This window comes from Halomonas sp. BC04, assembly GCF_000568385.1.
In genome coordinates this window covers 1-15,312 of sequence record NZ_AZQX01000082.1, presented here as the reverse complement: position 1 = coordinate 15,312, position 15,312 = coordinate 1, and the positions used below count along the sequence as shown (strand labels likewise).

Genomic DNA, 15,312 nt, shown 5'->3' with positions numbered 1-15,312 from the left:
TGGTCGGTGCGCCAGTCCCAGTTCTGGGCCAGCCACTGGCGGCCGTGGCGCTGCAACGAGAACGCCGAGCAGCCGCCACTGGCGCGGGTCAGGGCGATCTCGCTGCGGCAGTTGAGGGTGAGGATATCGGCGAAGTCGACCCCGGCGCCGTCGGCAATGCCCTCCATCTCCTCGAGTATGGCGGGGAAGCCCCGTTCGATCATGGCCTGGAAGCGCACGGCTTCCTGGCGGGCCTGCGCCCAGCTGATGCCGACGAAGTCGTGGAACAGCTGGGCATAGACCGTCAGGCTGTGCTGGATGAGACGCGAGTGAATGCGGCCATGGGCATTGCCGATGTGATGCCGGCTGCCGGAGAGCTGGGTCACGGGCAGGGCGTGGGTAGGCGGGGTCATGGTGTCTCCTCGAACTGGCCCCGGCCGAGGCCGACTCGGCGCAGGAAGTCGTTGGCCGGGAGGAATGGAATTGCGGGCCGCATGGAATGGCTCCTGTCGGGTGGGGATGCTTCGGATCCATCAGTATAGGCACCCTGGGGGGATAGATGCCGCCAGCGTTGAATTGTGCACTACCGCCACGGCGGTGATTCGTCCTTCTGATCAGGGAGTTGGGGCAACATTTCGCTTCGCTAACGTTGGCTGTGGGGCTTGTGTTTTTGCGCCAATGCTTCCAGATTTAAGGGGTGCACTTTTTTCGCAACCAGAGTGAGAAGAACAACCATGAAAAAACGCGTTTTGGCGATGGCCGTTGCAGCATCCAGCCTGGCATTCGTCGGTGCGGCGCAGGCAGAAGTGAAAGTCGGTTTCCTCGGCGGTTTCACGGGTCCGATCGAGAGCCTGACACCGCCGATCTTCGATGGTGCGCAGCTGGCGGTCCAGCAGATCAATGAGCAGGGCGGTATCCTGGGCGGCCAGACCCTGGTGATGCCCAGCGCAGATACCACCTGCAGCGATGCCTCGGCGGCCTCCAATGCGGCAGACCGCATGGTCAATACAGAAGAGGTCACGGCCATCGTGGGGGCGCTGTGTACCGGGGCGACCATCGCGGCGGCCAATAATGCCGCTATCCCCGGCGGCGTGGTGATGGTGTCGCCGGCCTCCACGGCACCGGCGGTCTCCGAGCTGGATGACAACGACCTGGTCTTCCGTACCGTACCGTCCGATGCCTTCCAGGGCGAGATCCTGGCCAAGCTGATGCTCGACAAGGGCTTCGATGAGGTCGCGGTGACCTTCGTCAACAACGACTACGGTCGCGGCCTGGCCGACGCCTTCGTCGAGGCCTTCGAGGCCGGTGGCGGCTTCGTCGCCGAGAACCTGGCCCACGAGGATGGTCGCGCCGATTACCGTTCCGAGCTGGGCTCCCTCTCCGGCAGCGGTGCCGAGACACTGGTGGTGCTGGCCTATGCCGATGGCTCCGGCCAGACCGTGCTGCGCCAGGCCTACGAGAGCGGCATGTTTACCCAGTACGCCGGCGCCGACGGCATGGTGGGTGACAGGTTGGTCGAGGCGGTGGGTGCCGACGTGCTCGAGGGCATGATCGCCACTCGCCCGGGTAGCCCGGACCTGCCGGGTACCGAGCTCTTCAACCAGGCAGCCGAGGAAGCCGGCTTCGACCCCAGTGCGGTCTTCGCCGCCCAGGCCTACGACGCCGCCTTCCTGCTGGCGCTGGCCATCGAGCAAAACGGTACCGCCGAGCGCGAGGGTCTCTCCGCGGCGCTGCGTAGCGTCTCCAGCGAGCCCGGTGAAGTGATCCTGCCCGGCGAGTGGGAGAAGGCCGTGGAGCTGATTGCCGCCGGCACCGAGATCAACTATGAGGGTGCCTCCGGCCGTCATGAGTTCGATGAGACGGGTGACGTGCCCGGCGTCGTGGTCGAGATGGTGGTGGAAGACGGCGCCTTCGTCAGCAAGGGGCAGGTCGACCTCTGATCCGCTAGACATTTGATCCGCTAGCAAGCAGCAACCTAAAAGCCCCGGCGGGATGTTTCCGCCGGGGCTTTTCTATCGGTCAATGCAGGCTTTCGGCAAAGCCTATCCGTGATGCTTGACCTTTTCTGGCAACAACCCCTGCGGGGCGAAGCGTAGCACCAGGGTGATCAACAGGCCGATCACCAGCACCCGGGCCTGCAGAGCCCGACTGGAGAGGTTGGCGGGGGGATCCCAGCCGAACACGCCTTCACCGAACATCACCGCCAGGTTCATCAGGAACAGCGCCAGCGGCTCGGACATCAGCCAGATGATGTAGACCGCCACGGCGCCAAAGATGGTGCCCAGGTTGTTGCCGGGGCCCCCGAGGATCACCATCACCAGCACCAGGAAGGTGTGGTTCAGCGGCAGGTAGCCCTGGGGGTCGAACAGGCCTGTTGAACGAGGCCAGTGCGCCGCCGCCGACACCCATCAGGATGCAGCCCAGCACGAAGATCTCCAGGCGACGCTTGTTGATGTCCTTGCCCATGGCCGCGGCGGAAACCTCGTTGTCGCGGATGGCGCGGATCATGCGGCCCCAGGGGGCATGGTAGGCGCGGTGCAGCAGGAAGAAGATCACCGCGATCATGGCGGCTGTGACCGACAGGTAGATCGCGCGAGCGAGGGTGAATCCCAGTTCGGCCGGTCCCGGGGTGGGCCAGGGCAGCGGCGAGACGGTAGCAGTGCCGCGGGTCAGCCAGTCGGAATTCTTCAGGAAAGCCTTGATGATCTCGCGATGCCCAGGGTGGCGATGGCCAGATAATCGCTGCGCAGGCCCAGGCAGATACGCCCGATGTAATAGCCGATGCCGCCCGCCAGGCGCCGCCGACGATCCAGCCGGTCCAGGCCGGCAGGCCCAGCCCGCCGACGAAACCGGCGCGGGACTGGATCTCGCTGGTGACCCCGCGCAGCATGCTGATGACGACCAGGTAGAGCACCACTCCCAGGATCACGGCGATCACCGTGCGCAGTTTCTTCGGCACGCCCAGGCGATCGAGGCGGGAGGCGCCGATCACCAGCACGATGGAGGCCACCAGATAGAGCAGTACGCGCCCCAGCTCGCCGGGTAGCTCGGTGCCCCAGAAGGCGTCGTTGACCGGTACGCTGAAAAACATCGCGGAGAAGCCGCCGATGGCGACGAAGCCCATGACGCCGGCGTTGAACTGGCCGGCATAGCCCCACTGGATGGTGAGACCCAGGGCCAGGATGGCATAACAGGCGGCCTCTACCAGCATGCGGGTGCTGTAGGCGGTGCCCATGACCAGGTAGACGCCGAGGATCGCTACCAGAAGTGCGCCGAACAGCACGACTTCACGGACCGGGAAGCGCGGCTGAGCCGCTACGGTGTCGGAACGTTGCGTAGTCATGTGATCACCTTACCCTTGAAGATGCCGGTGGGGCGCCACACCAGGATGGCCACCAGGATGAAGAAGGGCACCACTATCTTGTATTCGGTGCCGACGAAGGCGAGGTTGCGTGGCAACTCCAGCCAGTCGGGGAAATGGTGGGCGATGGGGCGCAACATGACCGTCCAGTTGAATACCGCCAGGGTCTCGGCGAAGCCCACCACGAAGCCGCCGGCAATGGCGCCGTAGGGGTGGCCAACGCCGCCGACGATGGCCGCGGCGAAGATCGGCAGCAGCAGGAAGAAGCTGAGGTCGGGCTTGAAGGTGACGTCCAGCGACAGCAGGGTGCCGGCAATGGCCGCCAGGCCGCCGACGATCACCCAGGTCACCGCCACGATGGTGTTGATGTTGATTCCCGACGCTGGGCGAGGTCCGGGTTGTCGGACATGGCTCGCATGGCCTTGCCCAGGCGTGAGCGGTTAAGGAACAGGTGCAGCCCCACCACGCAGGCGATGGTCAGCACGAAGAGAATGACCTGCGGCTCGGTGACGATGATCGGGCGCGTGGCCAGCTCGAAGGGCAGCTCCAGCCGGTAGATTTCCTTGCGCTCGGCGATATAGAGGCTCTGGGCGCTGGTGCCGGCGAACAGGCGGATCAGCCCCTGCAGCATCAGGGTCACGCCCAGCGAGCCGATCACTATGACGATGGGCTTGACGCCATGAGCCCGCAGCGGCTTGTAGAACGCCTTGTCGATACCCACGGCCAGCAGTGCGGTAAGCGCCATGGCCAGTGGCAGCATGACCACCGCGGTGGGCAGGCCGACCACGGCGCCGGCGCCCGGGAAAGCCATGGTCAGCAGCAGCACCATGAAGGCACCGAAGGTCATCATGTCGGCGTGGGCGAAGTGGGCGAAGCGCATGATACTGAAGACCAGCGTCACGCCGATAGCGCCAATGGCGTAGATCGAGCCGGTCACGCTGCCGGCAATCACCACGTTGTTGATGAAGAAGACCAGTTCATTCACGTCATTATTCTCCAGGTCCGGATATTAGCCGCCGAGAAAGCTCTTGGCGACGTCCGGGTCGGCTAGCAGTGCTGCACCGGTATCAGTGAAACGGTTCTGGCCGGCGGCCAGCACGAAACCCTTGTCGGCGATGGCGAGCGCCTGCTTGGCGTTCTGCTCCACCATCAGGATGCCGACGCCCGCGGCGTTGATCTCCTTCACCCGTTCGAAGATCTCGTTCATGTAGAGCGGGGAGAGGCCGGCGGTGGGCTCGTCGAGCAAGAGGACGTCGGGCTCAGCCATCAGTGCACGGCCCATGGCCACCATCTGGCGCTGGCCGCCGGAGAGCTCGCCGGCGGGCTGATGACGCTTTTCATAAAGGGGCGGGAAGAAGCCGTAGACCTTGTCGAGCATGCGCTTGACGTTGTTCGGCTTGAGGAAGGCCCCCATCTCCAGGTTTTCCTTCACCGTGAGGCTGGGGAAGACGTTCTTCTCCTGGGGTATGAACCCCATGCCCTTCTGGACCAGCTTGTTGGGCGGCAGGTTATGGATCGGCTCGCCGCGCAGCAGGATCTCGCCCTGGTTGACGGTGAGCAGGCCGAATATGGCCTTGAGCATGGTCGACTTGCCGGCGCCGTTGGGGCCGACGATCACACCGATCTCGTCGGCTTCAATGGCCATGTTCACCCCGTTGAGGATGTTCATGCCGCCGTAGCCGCCATGCACGTCGCGTGCTTCGAGTAGTGGCATCTTGGATTCTCTGCGCTAGTCGTTACTGTTCTTCTTGTAACCCGTCTTCTTGTAACCCAGGCGGGTCGGGCAGTGGTTCAGGCGTCATCGGTGCCCCTCAGGCGACGTTGGCGCCAAAGTAGGCCTCGATCACCTGCGGGTTGTTCTGGATTTCCTGGATCGTGCCTTCGACCATGACGCTGCCCTGGGCCAGCACGATCACCGGGTTGCACAGCCGGGCGATCATGTCCATGTCGTGCTCGATGACCAGGAAGGTGTAACCCATCTCGCGGTTGAGTCTCTCGATGTTGCTGACCAGGTCGCCCAGCAGGGTGCGGTTGACCCCGGCGGCGATCTCGTCGAGCAGCACCACCCGGGCGTCGGTCATCATGGTGCGGCCCAGCTCGAGGAGCTTTTTCTGGCCGCCGGAGAGGTTGCCGGCCAGCTCGTTGCGCACGTGGCGCAGGCCGATGAAGTCGATCACCTCCAAGGCGCGGCGGCGTACCTCGGACTCCTGGCTGCGCACCATGCCCGGCTTCAACCAGGCGCTGAAGAGACTTTCGCCGGCCTGGTCCGGTGGCACCATCATCAGGTTCTCCAGCGCGGTCATCTGGGAGAACTCATGGGCGATCTGGAAGGTGCGCAGCAGCCCCTTGTGGAACAGTTCGTTGGCAGGACGATTGGTGATGTCCTCGCCGTCGAGCAGGACCTGTCCGCTATCCAGCGGCAGGGCGCCGGCAATGATGTTGAACAGGGTGGATTTGCCGGCACCGTTGGGGCCGATCAGTCCGGTGATGGAGCCCTCCTCCACCTGGATGGAGCAGTCATTGATGACCTTCAGGCCACCAAAGGCCTTGTTGACGTGTCTGACGTCGATAATGGCTGACATGTTGGTTCCGCCCAGTGTCTTTCCGGAAGCCGATGGAACCCCGGAGTCTTGTTATGGTGCCCCGCGGTGCCCGATGGCACCTGCCGATGACACTCTGGATTGTCCTGCCGCCACGCCCGGACGGCGGCTGCCTGCGTTACAGCTCCTGGCTCTTGTCCACCAGGAAGGTGCGGCCGGCGGCAAAGGCACCGACGATCACCAGGCGCCCACGGTGGGAATCAGGTAACCCTCGATCTGCGGGATACTGCGCATGAAGACGAAGGCCACTGCCGCCGGTGCCACGAAGCGCACCAGGAAGCGCCAGATAGAGAACCAGGTCTCGCTGGTACGCATCTCCTTCATGACCTCGGAGTGGGTCAATGCCCAGCCGGCGAACAGGGCGATCAGCAGCCCACCCAGGGGCATGAAGATATTGGTCAGCAGCTCGATGAAGTCGAAGGCGCTGCGGCCGAACAGGGCATGGAAGATCGTCCCTTCGGCCCAGATGTTGAAGCTCACCACCGTCAGCAGGCCCAGGGCCCAGCTGGCCGTCACCATGCCGAAGACCGCCTGGGGGCGGGTCAGGTCGAAGCGCTCCACCAGAAAGGCGGCCACCGGCTCGATCAACGAGATCGAGGAGCTGATCGCCGCGCCCAGCACCAGGATGAAGAAGACCCCGCCCACCAGGGCGCCGAACGGCATTTCGGCGAAGGCCAGCGGCAATGACACGAACATCAGCCCGGGGCCGGCGGCGGCATCGAGGCCGGCACCGAATACCAGTGAGAAGATGGCGAGGCCGGCAATCATGGCCACGGCGGTATCGACGATGGCGATGGCAAAGGCGGTGCGGGTCAGCGAGACCTCGCTGGACATGTAGGCGCCGTAGGCCATGATCGCCCCCATGCCGAGGCTCAAGGTGAAGAACGACTGCCCCATCGCCTGTAGCCAGCCTTCGAGGCTCAGGGCGCCGATATCGAAGGTAAACAGGAAGCCGACCGCTGCGCCGAAGTCACCGTTGGCCACGCCGTAGCCGAGCACCACCAGCAGGATGACGAACAGCGACGGCATCAGGATACGCAGGCTGTTCTCGAGCCCCCTGTGGATACCCAGGCCGACGATCAGCCCCGAGGCGATGATGAACAGGGTGTGGTAGAGGGTCAGCAACGCCGGGTTGGCCAGCAGGTTGTCGAAGCTCCTGCCGATGATAGCGGCGTCGGCACCGGCAAGGCTGCCGGTGAACATCAGCCCGGTATAGTGGATCGCCCAGCCGGCGATGACCGAATAGAAACTCAGTATCAGGAAGGCCGAGGCCGCACCCAGCCAACCGATGGACTCCCAGGCGCGGGAGGTGTTGTGCGTCCTGGTCAGGTGGCGCATGCCCATGATCGGGCTGCGTCGGCTGGCCCGGCCGAGCATGGTCTCGCCGATCAGGATGGGGATGCCCACGGCGAAGATGGTGAGGGCATAAACGAGGATGAACGCGCCGCCGCCGTTTTCGCCGGTCAGGTAGGGGAAACGCCATAGATTGCCGAGTCCCACCGCAGAGCCGACTGCGGCCAGCAGGAAGGTGCCCTTGTGTGTCCAGACGTTGTGCGTGCTCATTGTGATTCCGCAGGGTCGGGTCAAGGCCTTGTGGGCCGTCTATGGGTTGCCGTCGGTCTCCGCACCGGTGGATGGGAGCCCGACGGCGCGTACACTTTGCGACAGAACCCGGCGTTCTGGCCAGTGGTCAAGCGTTAAGGTTGCGTTGGGGGTGAATGGTGACGGGGGCCGGCGATCATGTGTGGTCCTCGTCATCCTCCTCGTCCTTGTCGCCGCCGGTGGGCTCGAAGGCACGACTTGCATCCGGCAGCCGCACGATGTCGCCCTTGGCCAGCTTGCCTGCCAGCTTGCGTCTTTCTCCGGTGGCGGGGTCGATCAGTGCCACCACCTCGCCGATGCTGGTGCCATCGACATAGGCATCGACCCGGATACGTACCACCAGCCCCTGGTAGCGGGCCGAGAGGATGCCGCCGGGCCCGGGGTCGGAGCGTCCGATGGGATCCTGCTCGAAGTGGCGCACTACGCTGTCGCTTCCGGGGTCGTCCCACTCCACGTGTCTGTGCATCTTGCTCTCCTTCCGTGAGTCACTCCGTCACGTCAAGGGTAGTTGCTGCGATGGGGGGATGGATAGCCCATCGGCGAGACGCCCACCGAATGGGCGGGCGTCTCGATACACGTGGCATGTGTTATTCGGCTGTCGGCACGATCGATAGCGCTGGCGTGCCGAACGCTACCTGACCCTCAGCTCTTGCTGGCGCGCTTGCGCTCGTTTTCCTTGAGGAACTTCTTGCGCAGGCGAATGTGGTTGGGCGTGATCTCAACCAGCTCGTCGGAGTCGAGGAACTCGATGGCCTGCTCCAGCGAGAACTTCACCGGCGGGGTCAGGACGATGTTCTCGTCGTTACCCGTGGAGCGCATGTTGTCCAGCTTTTTGCCCTTGGTGGGGTTGACCACCATGTCGCTGGCGCGGTTGTTGATGCCGACCAGCATGCCCTCGTAGACCTCGGTGGCGTGGTCGATGATCAGCTTGCCGCGCTCCTGCAGGGCATAGAGGCATAGGCCAGCGCCTTGCCGTCGACCATGGAGACCAGCACGCCGTTGCGCCGCTCGATGGAGGCGTCGGGCTTCAGCGGGCCGTAGTGGTCGAAGCGGCTGGTGAGGATGCCGGTGCCCGAGGTCAGGGTCAGGAACTGGCCGCGGAAGCCGATCAGGCCGCGGGCCGGAATCATGAAGTCCAGGCGTACACGGCCCTTGCCGTCGGGGTTCATGTTGGTCAGCTCGCCCTTGCGGTAGCCGAGCTCTTCCATGATGGCGCCCTGGTGCTGCTCCTCGCAGTCGATGATCACCTCCTCGTACGGCTCCTGCTTGACGCCGTCGACCTCCTTGATGATCACCTCGGGGCGGCCAACCGCCAGCTCGAAGCCTTCGCGGCGCATGGTCTCGATCAGCACCGAGAGATGCAGTTCGCCGCGGCCGGAGACCTTGAACTTCTCGGGGGTCTCCCCCGGCTCGACGCGCAGCGCCACGTTGTGGATCAGCTCCTGCTCGAGACGCTCCTTGATGTTGCGGCTGGTGACGTACTTGCCGTCACGGCCGGCAAAGGGCGAGTCGTTGACCTGGAAGGTCATGGAGACCGTGGGCTCGTCCACCGACAGCGGCGGCAGGGCCTCGACGGTGGCCTGGTCGCATAGGGTGTCGGAGATGGACAGGTTGTCGATGCCGGTGATGCAGACGATATCGCCTGCATCGGCCTGCTCGGTCTGCACCCGCTCGAGGCCCATGTGGGTCATCACCTGGCCGATCTTGCCCTTGCGGGTGGTGCCGTCGGTGCTGATTACGGTGATCTGCTGATTGGGTTTCACCGAGCCGCGCTTGATGCGGCCAAGGCCGATGACGCCGACATAGCTGTTGTAGTCGAGGGCCGAGATCTGCATCTGGAATGGGCCATCGAGCTCGACCTTGGGCGGCTCGACGATGTCGACGATGGACTGCAGCATCGGCGTCATGTCGTCGGCCAGCTCTTCCGGGTCCAGGCCGGCGATACCGTTGAGCGCCGAGCAGTAGATGATCGGGAAGTCAAGCTGCTCATCGCTGGCGCCGAGGTTGTCGAACAGGTCGAAGATCTGGTCGATGACCCAGTCGGGGCGCGCGCCGGGGCGGTCGATCTTGTTGACCACCACGATCGGCTTCAGGCCCTGGGCGAAAGCCTTCTGGGTCACGAAGCGTGTCTGGGGCATGGGGCCGTCGACGGCGTCCACCAGCAGCAGCACCGAGTCGACCATGGACATCACGCGCTCGACCTCGCCACCAAAGTCGGCGTGTCCCGGGGTGTCGACGATGTTGATGTGGTAGACCTGGTCGGCATCTGGGGCCTGCCAGCGAATCGCGGTGTTCTTGGCCAGGATGGTGATGCCGCGTTCCTTTTCCTGGTCGTTGGAGTCCATGACGCGCTCCTGCCCTTCGGCCTTGCGGTCCAGCGTGCCGGACTGGCTGAGAAGCTTGTCGACCAGAGTGGTCTTGCCGTGGTCGACGTGGGCAATAATAGCGATATTGCGAAGGCTCTCGATCTGAGAGGGAACAGCTGTGCTCATAGGTTGTGGCTCGTCATCATCTACGCACCTATGTACACATATCAAGAAAGTACCCTAGGCGCGGGGGTAGGGAGAGTGGAGGCGCATTGTACAGACTAGGAGGGAAAGGGAATAGCAGAACCTCAGCCATCGTCCTGTTGTGGTAGACGCGTCTCGGCTTGCAGTGGGGGCTACTGCCGCTTCAGGACTGAGGCCATCCTGCCTATCCTGCTGTTCCGAGGTGGATCGAATTGACACGAAGGTGCGATGAAAACCAGCCTGTATACCTTTCGTTTCTTTTATACACTCAATGATACGTTAATTGACATTTCTCTTTCCCGCATCCCGCAAGCTCGCCCCTTCGCTTGCCGTCAAGGAATCGGCCGCCCATGTATGCGAGCAGTATTCTATTCGATGCCCGCTCTTCCGGCGCCCAGCTGCCCCGTCATTTGAGCGCGCTTAAGTCCGACGCGCGATACCGTGAGGGAAAGCATGAGCTGCTGTTGGTCGACGATACCGGAGACCAACGATTGCCCGGGCTGGCCAGCCGCTTCGGCGTCACCCTGGTGCCCTGTCGTCGTTGCCCGTTGGGGGAGCGGCTCAACGTTGCCGTGGCGGTCAGCCAGGGCGAACTGCTGCTCTTTCCCGGAGGAGTCCTGCGTGGCTTCCATCCATGGCTGGATAACCCGCTAAGCGATGTTGGTCAGCAGGAGTGGGATGCCGCGCTCTTGCGGGTGCAGCGCAAAAGCTTACTGTTGCGGCTACTGAGCCGGTTGTATCGTACCTCGCCCACCGACACCTTCTGTGTGACTCGCAGCTGGTTCGAGCGTATCGGGGGGTTTGATCCCGAGCTGGAACACGAGGCCCTGCCCGAGCTGATCGAGCGACTGCGGGCCTGCCAGGCTCGAATTTCGATCGAGGGCGCCTGAGGCCGGCCTGGGCTTTGACAGCGCCCGCCGGGAGGCGGGCGCTGGACGGGATGGTACGACTCGAGTATGGCGTTACTCGTCGTCGGGGACACCGCCCATGTCCTCGAGCAGTTGGCGATAGCTTTCCGACTGGGCATGCAGCATCTCCGTGGCCTCCTCTTCACCCATGAAGTGGACCGGCATCAGGATGCGCTCCTCGGTGATCTCGATGAAACGCTCATCCTGGGTGGCGGCCTCGAGGGCCTCGGCAAGGCGCTCGACATGGGCGTCCGGGGTGTTCTTCGGCACCACCACCACGCGGAAGTCGGAGGTGTCCAGGTCGTAGCCGGCTTCCTGGATGGTCGGGGCGTCCGGGAAGGCGAACAGGCGCTCGGAATCCATGCCCAGCAGCACCGGCATCTCGCCGCTTTCGGCGTAACCGGAGTGGGTGCCGCCGCTGTAGCCGAAATCGACATCGCCCGACAGGATCAGCGGGGCCATGCCGGCGCCGCCGGAAGTGGGGATGATGCGCAGGTCGAGGCCTTCCTGCTCCATGATGTATTCGATGACCAGGCGATCCAGGGCGTGCTGGGTGGCATAGCTGGTGCCCGGGTTCTCGCGGGCGTACTCGATCAGGTCTTCCCAGCTATCGCCGAAAGGACGGCCTTCGCCGGTGACGATGGCGTGTTGCACGGTGGTGATGCTGGCGACATAGCGGAAGTCATCCAGCGTGAAGTCGGTATCGTGGGCGTGCGGTGCAAAGGTGAGTGTGCCGTTGGTACCGGCGTAGACGAAGGTATGGCCTTCGTCCTGGTTATTCATCAGGCGGGTCAGAGATACGGCGCCGCCGGCCCCCGGCTGGTTGACCACGTTGACCGGTTGTCCGAGCTCCTCTTCCAGCACGTTGGCCAGCACACGGGCCTGGATGTCGGTACTGCCGCCGGCACCGAAGCCGACGACGAGGGTCAGCGGTCCGGTCGGGAATTCGTCGGCCTGGGCCAGGCCGACGGTGCCAAAGGCCATGCTGGCGGAAAGAATGGCGGTGCTCAGAATCTTCATTTTCATTGTTGGGCCTCATCGTGTCTTGGTGGCCTTGCGGGTAGCACGGCCGGAGTGTCGCGAGCGGTGGCCCGATTAGGGCCTGCCTTGGGCTCGCCGTTGCCGCCGCCCCTTGTGTGTAGGAGCGGCGGAAACCATTGGCGTCTGAGCGATTTACTCCTCGTCTTCCGGCAGGCCGCCGAGCTCTTCCAGCAGGGCCTTGTAGCCTTCGACCTGGTCGGCGAGGGTCTGGGTGACTTCCTCCTCGGGAATGAAGGTCACCGGCATCAGGATGCGTTCCTCGGTGATCTCGATGAAGCGCTCGTCCTGGGTCGCGGCTTCCAGCGCCTCGGCGAGTCGGGCCACGTGAGCGTCCGGCACGTCCTTGGGCACCATCACCACGCGAATCTCGGCGGCATTGATGTCGTAGCCGGCTTCCTGCAGGGTCGGAGCGTCCGGGAAGGCGACAAGGCGATCCTCGGCCAGGCTCAGCAGCACCGGCATCTCGCCGGAGTCGGCGTAGCCGGAGTGGGTTCCACCGCTGTAGGCGAAATCCACGTCACCGGAGAGGATCAGCGGCGCCATGCCGGCGCCACCGGCGGTGGGCACGATACGCAGGTCGAGGCCTTCCTGCTGGGCGATATACTCGATGATCATGCGATCCAGCGCGGTCTGGGTGGCGTAGCTGGTGCCCGGATTCTCGCGGGCATACTCGATCAGGCCCTCCCAGGTATCGCCGAATTCCCGGTTCTCGCCGGTGACCATGGCCGACTGCCCCAGGGTCACGCCGGCCACGTAGCGGAAGTCATCCAACTGGTAGGTGGTCTCGGTGGAGAGCGGGCCGAAGGTGATGGTCATGGAGGTGCCGAAGACGAAGGTGTAGCCCTCGTCGGTGTTGTTGGCCAGGCGTGCCAGCGCTACGCCACCGCCGGCGCCCGGCTGGTTGACCACGTTGACCGGCTGGCCCAGCTCGTCTTCCAGCACATTGGCCAGCACGCGGGCCTGGATGTCGGTGCTACCGCCGGCACCGAAGCCGACGACGAGGGTGAGCGGCTTGGTCGGGAACTCGTCGGCCTGGGCCGCACCGGCCATACCGAGGGCCATGGCGGAGGAGAGAATGGCGGTACTGAGCAGCTTCATCTTCATGGTGTAACCCTCTTTATTGCATCGTTGTTTTACATCGTTTTTTACATCGTGGTCTTGCATCAATGAACCGGTTCAAGTGTCGGTCTTGGCCTTGTATCGCGCCTTCATCCTGCGGCGGTAGCTGCTCCAGCCAGGTGCAGCACCATCAGCACGGTCAGGACGACGAAAGCCAGGGCGATGGGCCTTTCCAGCAGGATGCTGATCTCACCGCCCGACAGGATCACCGACTGGCGCAGGTTCATCTCCAGCATCGGGGTGACGATGAAGGCGACCAGGAAGGTGACGAAGGAGTAGTCGAACTTCTTGAGGAAGTAGCCGAAGATCGCGAAGACGAACACCGTGATCAGGCCGAAGGTGCCGTAGCCCTGGACCTGGATGCCGGCCAGACAGAGGAAGATCACCACCGAAATCACGATATGTGCCGGCACGCTGGTGACCTTGGCGAAGATGCGCAGGCCATACCAGCCCACCGCCAGCATCAGCACGCTGGCGACAATCATCCCCGAGAAGAGCGTGAAGAGCATTTCCGGATGATCGCGCAGCATCAGCGGGCCGACCTGGATGCCGTGGATCATGAAGGCGCCCACCAGCAGGGCAGCCGAGACGCTGCCGGGGATACCCAGGCCGAACAGCGGGATATAGCTGGCCGGGATCACTGCATTGTCCGACGCCTCGGCGGCGGCGATGCCGTTGGGGTTGCCCTTGCCGAAGCTGTCGGGGTCCTTGGCCGTGCGCTTGGCCAGGCCATAGGCCATAAAGGCGCCCACGGACGGCCCCAGCCCCGGCAGCGCCCCGACGAAGGCCCCCACGCCGGTGCTCTTGAGGATCGTCGGCAGGGTGCCCTTGAACTCCTTGTAGGAGAGGTCGTCATCGGCGTTATCGCCCAGCTTGATCACGCTGGCATCCTTGTTGCGGCGATACTCGTCGAGCTGGACGAACATCTCGGCCAGGGCCAGGGTGCCGATCACCAGCGGCAGGATCGGCACGCCCTCCATCAGCTCGGCGTAGCCGAAGGTCAGGCGTGCGCCACCGGTTTCCGGGTCGAGGCCCACGGTGCCGAGAATGATCCCCATGCCCCCGGCGGCCAGCCCCTTGAGGAAGGAGCCACCGGCCATGGCGGCGATGAAGATCAGGGCGAAGATCAGGATGGCGGTCAGCTCATAGGGGCCGAACTTCAGCGCCACCGAGGCGAAGGGAATGGCCACGGCAATCAGCAGCAGGGTGGCCAGCAGGTCGCCGATCACCGAGGCCAGCAGGCCCACCTTCAGTGCCTTGCGCGGCTTGCCTGAACTGGCCATGGGGTAGCCGTCGAGGCAGGTGGCCGCCGAGGAGGGTTCGCCGGGGGTGTTGAGCAGTATCGCCGACACGGCACTGCCGGCAGCGGTGCCCTTGGACAGGCCGATCAGGAAGGCGATGGCCGCATAGGCGGACATGTAAAAGGTCAGCGGAATGGCGATGGCGATGGCCACGGCCCGGTTGAGGCCGGGGATCACTCCGACCACATAGCCGAGCAGCACGCCACCGAGGATGATGGCGATGGATTCGTAGTGCAGGGCCGCCGCGAAGGAGTTGAGAATGGCGTCGAAACCGATCATGTCACACCACTCCAATGCGCATCAGGTGGGCGGTCAGGCCATACAGGCCCGCGGCCGGGATGGTGGCGGTGAGCAGCACCACGTACCAGCGGCGCTCTCCGAGCAGCAGCAGCAGGCCGCCGATCAGCAGGGGGGCGACCCAGGTCAGCGGGAAGCGGTCGATCAACACGATGAAACCCAGCACATAGAGGAACGGCCACAGCTGATGCCAGAGCTGGCCGGCGGGGGGGGTGGCGATGAAGGGCTCCCCGGTGCGCTTGAGCGCAATGGCACTGACGAGGGTGAGCAGGACAGCGCAGCCGAGCATCAGCCAGGCACCCAGGGTAGCGAGGAGCTGGGGCGGCAGGCCGAAGGCAAAGCCGGAACCGCCGTAGGTCGGGATGATCCAGGCGAGCATGAGGGTTGCGACAGCGGCAACACCGATCCCCGACCAGAAGTTCTTGCGTGGCATAGCGGTCATGTCGTTTACGTCTTGTGGTGTGGGTGACGGTTCGGATGGGCGGCCAAGGCTCTGAACAGAGCTTTTATTTGAATTCCCTTCCTTCCGCATATTGTTTTGCTGACGAATTGGATAGCCGACGACACTATCTGCTGTTGCATGCCCCYTCAAAC

At 64.0% G+C, this 15,312-nt stretch carries 10 protein-coding genes and 4 pseudogenes; 2 read left to right on the top strand and 12 right to left on the bottom strand.

The window, feature by feature from the left end:
• Nucleotides 1–392 (bottom strand): C45 family autoproteolytic acyltransferase/hydolase (locus Q427_RS06115; RefSeq protein ID WP_043511988.1); only part of this gene is annotated, 392 nt, incomplete at its 3' end.
• Nucleotides 393–713: 321 nt separating this feature from the next.
• Between Q427_RS06115 and Q427_RS06110 the strand changes: the two genes are divergently transcribed.
• Nucleotides 714–1,919 carry an ABC transporter substrate-binding protein gene (locus Q427_RS06110; RefSeq protein ID WP_043511985.1) on the top strand — a complete coding sequence of 402 codons (1,206 nt, stop codon included), beginning with the start codon at nucleotides 714–716 and terminating at the stop codon, nucleotides 1,917–1,919.
• A 102-nt stretch (nucleotides 1,920–2,021) separates the two neighbouring features.
• Here the strand turns inward: Q427_RS06110 and Q427_RS06105 are convergent.
• The 7 genes and pseudogenes from Q427_RS06105 to typA all read right to left on the bottom strand — a co-directional run bounded on the left by Q427_RS06105 (nucleotide 2,022) and on the right by typA (nucleotide 10,034).
• Nucleotides 2,022–3,322 (bottom strand): annotated as a pseudogene (locus Q427_RS06105) (branched-chain amino acid ABC transporter permease).
• Nucleotides 3,319–4,325: pseudogene (locus Q427_RS06100) on the bottom strand (branched-chain amino acid ABC transporter permease). The pseudogenes Q427_RS06105 and Q427_RS06100 overlap by 4 nt, the downstream one beginning before the upstream one ends.
• Nucleotides 4,326–4,349: 24 nt before the next feature.
• Entirely contained in the window at nucleotides 4,350–5,054 is a 705-nt protein-coding gene (locus Q427_RS06095; RefSeq protein WP_043511983.1) for an ABC transporter ATP-binding protein, read from the bottom strand.
• 97 nt (nucleotides 5,055–5,151) lie between these two features.
• A complete protein-coding gene (locus Q427_RS06090) occupies nucleotides 5,152–5,922 on the bottom strand; it encodes an ABC transporter ATP-binding protein (protein ID WP_043511982.1) in 771 nt (256 codons plus the stop codon).
• A gap of 136 nt (nucleotides 5,923–6,058) precedes the next feature.
• Nucleotides 6,059–7,503: pseudogene (locus Q427_RS06085) on the bottom strand (sodium-dependent transporter).
• Between the two features lie 175 nt (nucleotides 7,504–7,678).
• Entirely contained in the window at nucleotides 7,679–8,008 is a 330-nt protein-coding gene (locus tag Q427_RS06080; RefSeq protein ID WP_043511980.1) for a hypothetical protein, read from the bottom strand.
• 176 nt (nucleotides 8,009–8,184) lie between these two features.
• Nucleotides 8,185–10,034: pseudogene (typA, locus tag Q427_RS06075) on the bottom strand (translational GTPase TypA).
• A gap of 368 nt (nucleotides 10,035–10,402) precedes the next feature.
• Here typA and Q427_RS06070 point away from each other — a divergent pair.
• A complete protein-coding gene (locus Q427_RS06070; RefSeq protein ID WP_043511979.1) occupies nucleotides 10,403–10,942 on the top strand; it encodes a hypothetical protein in 540 nt (179 codons plus the stop codon).
• A gap of 72 nt (nucleotides 10,943–11,014) precedes the next feature.
• Here the strand turns inward: Q427_RS06070 and Q427_RS06065 are convergent, their stop codons facing one another.
• From Q427_RS06065 to Q427_RS06050, 4 genes are all read right to left on the bottom strand, one after another.
• Nucleotides 11,015–11,986 carry a Bug family tripartite tricarboxylate transporter substrate binding protein gene (locus Q427_RS06065; protein ID WP_043511977.1) on the bottom strand — a complete coding sequence of 324 codons (972 nt, stop codon included), beginning with the start codon at nucleotides 11,984–11,986 and terminating at the stop codon, nucleotides 11,015–11,017.
• A gap of 147 nt (nucleotides 11,987–12,133) precedes the next feature.
• On the bottom strand, nucleotides 12,134–13,105 hold the full coding sequence (locus tag Q427_RS06060; protein WP_043511976.1) for a tripartite tricarboxylate transporter substrate binding protein: 972 nt from the start codon (nucleotides 13,103–13,105) through the stop codon (nucleotides 12,134–12,136).
• A 104-nt stretch (nucleotides 13,106–13,209) separates the two neighbouring features.
• A complete protein-coding gene (locus tag Q427_RS06055; RefSeq protein ID WP_043511973.1) occupies nucleotides 13,210–14,700 on the bottom strand; it encodes a tripartite tricarboxylate transporter permease in 1,491 nt (496 codons plus the stop codon).
• Nucleotide 14,701: 1 nt separating this feature from the next.
• The gene (locus Q427_RS06050; protein WP_043511972.1) at nucleotides 14,702–15,160 is read right to left on the bottom strand and encodes a hypothetical protein; all 459 of its coding nucleotides are present in this window, start codon (nucleotides 15,158–15,160) and stop codon (nucleotides 14,702–14,704) included.
• Nucleotides 15,161–15,312 lie beyond the last annotated feature (152 nt).

Excerpts from the sequence above, each read along its gene's own strand:
- Q427_RS06070 (WP_043511979.1), top strand. The coding sequence starts at position 10,403 with ATGTATGCGAGCAGTATTCTATTCGATGCCCGCTCTTCCGGCGCCCAG.
- Q427_RS06110 (WP_043511985.1), top strand. The coding sequence starts at position 714 with ATGAAAAAACGCGTTTTGGCGATGGCCGTTGCAGCATCCAGCCTGGCA.
- Q427_RS06050 (WP_043511972.1), bottom strand. The coding sequence starts at position 15,160 with ATGACCGCTATGCCACGCAAGAACTTCTGGTCGGGGATCGGTGTTGCC.
- Q427_RS06055 (WP_043511973.1), bottom strand. The coding sequence starts at position 14,700 with ATGATCGGTTTCGACGCCATTCTCAACTCCTTCGCGGCGGCCCTGCAC.
- Q427_RS06095 (WP_043511983.1), bottom strand. The coding sequence starts at position 5,054 with ATGCCACTACTCGAAGCACGCGACGTGCATGGCGGCTACGGCGGCATG.
- Q427_RS06060 (WP_043511976.1), bottom strand. The coding sequence starts at position 13,105 with ATGAAGATGAAGCTGCTCAGTACCGCCATTCTCTCCTCCGCCATGGCC.
- Q427_RS06090 (WP_043511982.1), bottom strand. The coding sequence starts at position 5,922 with ATGTCAGCCATTATCGACGTCAGACACGTCAACAAGGCCTTTGGTGGC.
- Q427_RS06065 (WP_043511977.1), bottom strand. The coding sequence starts at position 11,986 with ATGAAAATGAAGATTCTGAGCACCGCCATTCTTTCCGCCAGCATGGCC.
- Q427_RS06080 (WP_043511980.1), bottom strand. The coding sequence starts at position 8,008 with ATGCACAGACACGTGGAGTGGGACGACCCCGGAAGCGACAGCGTAGTG.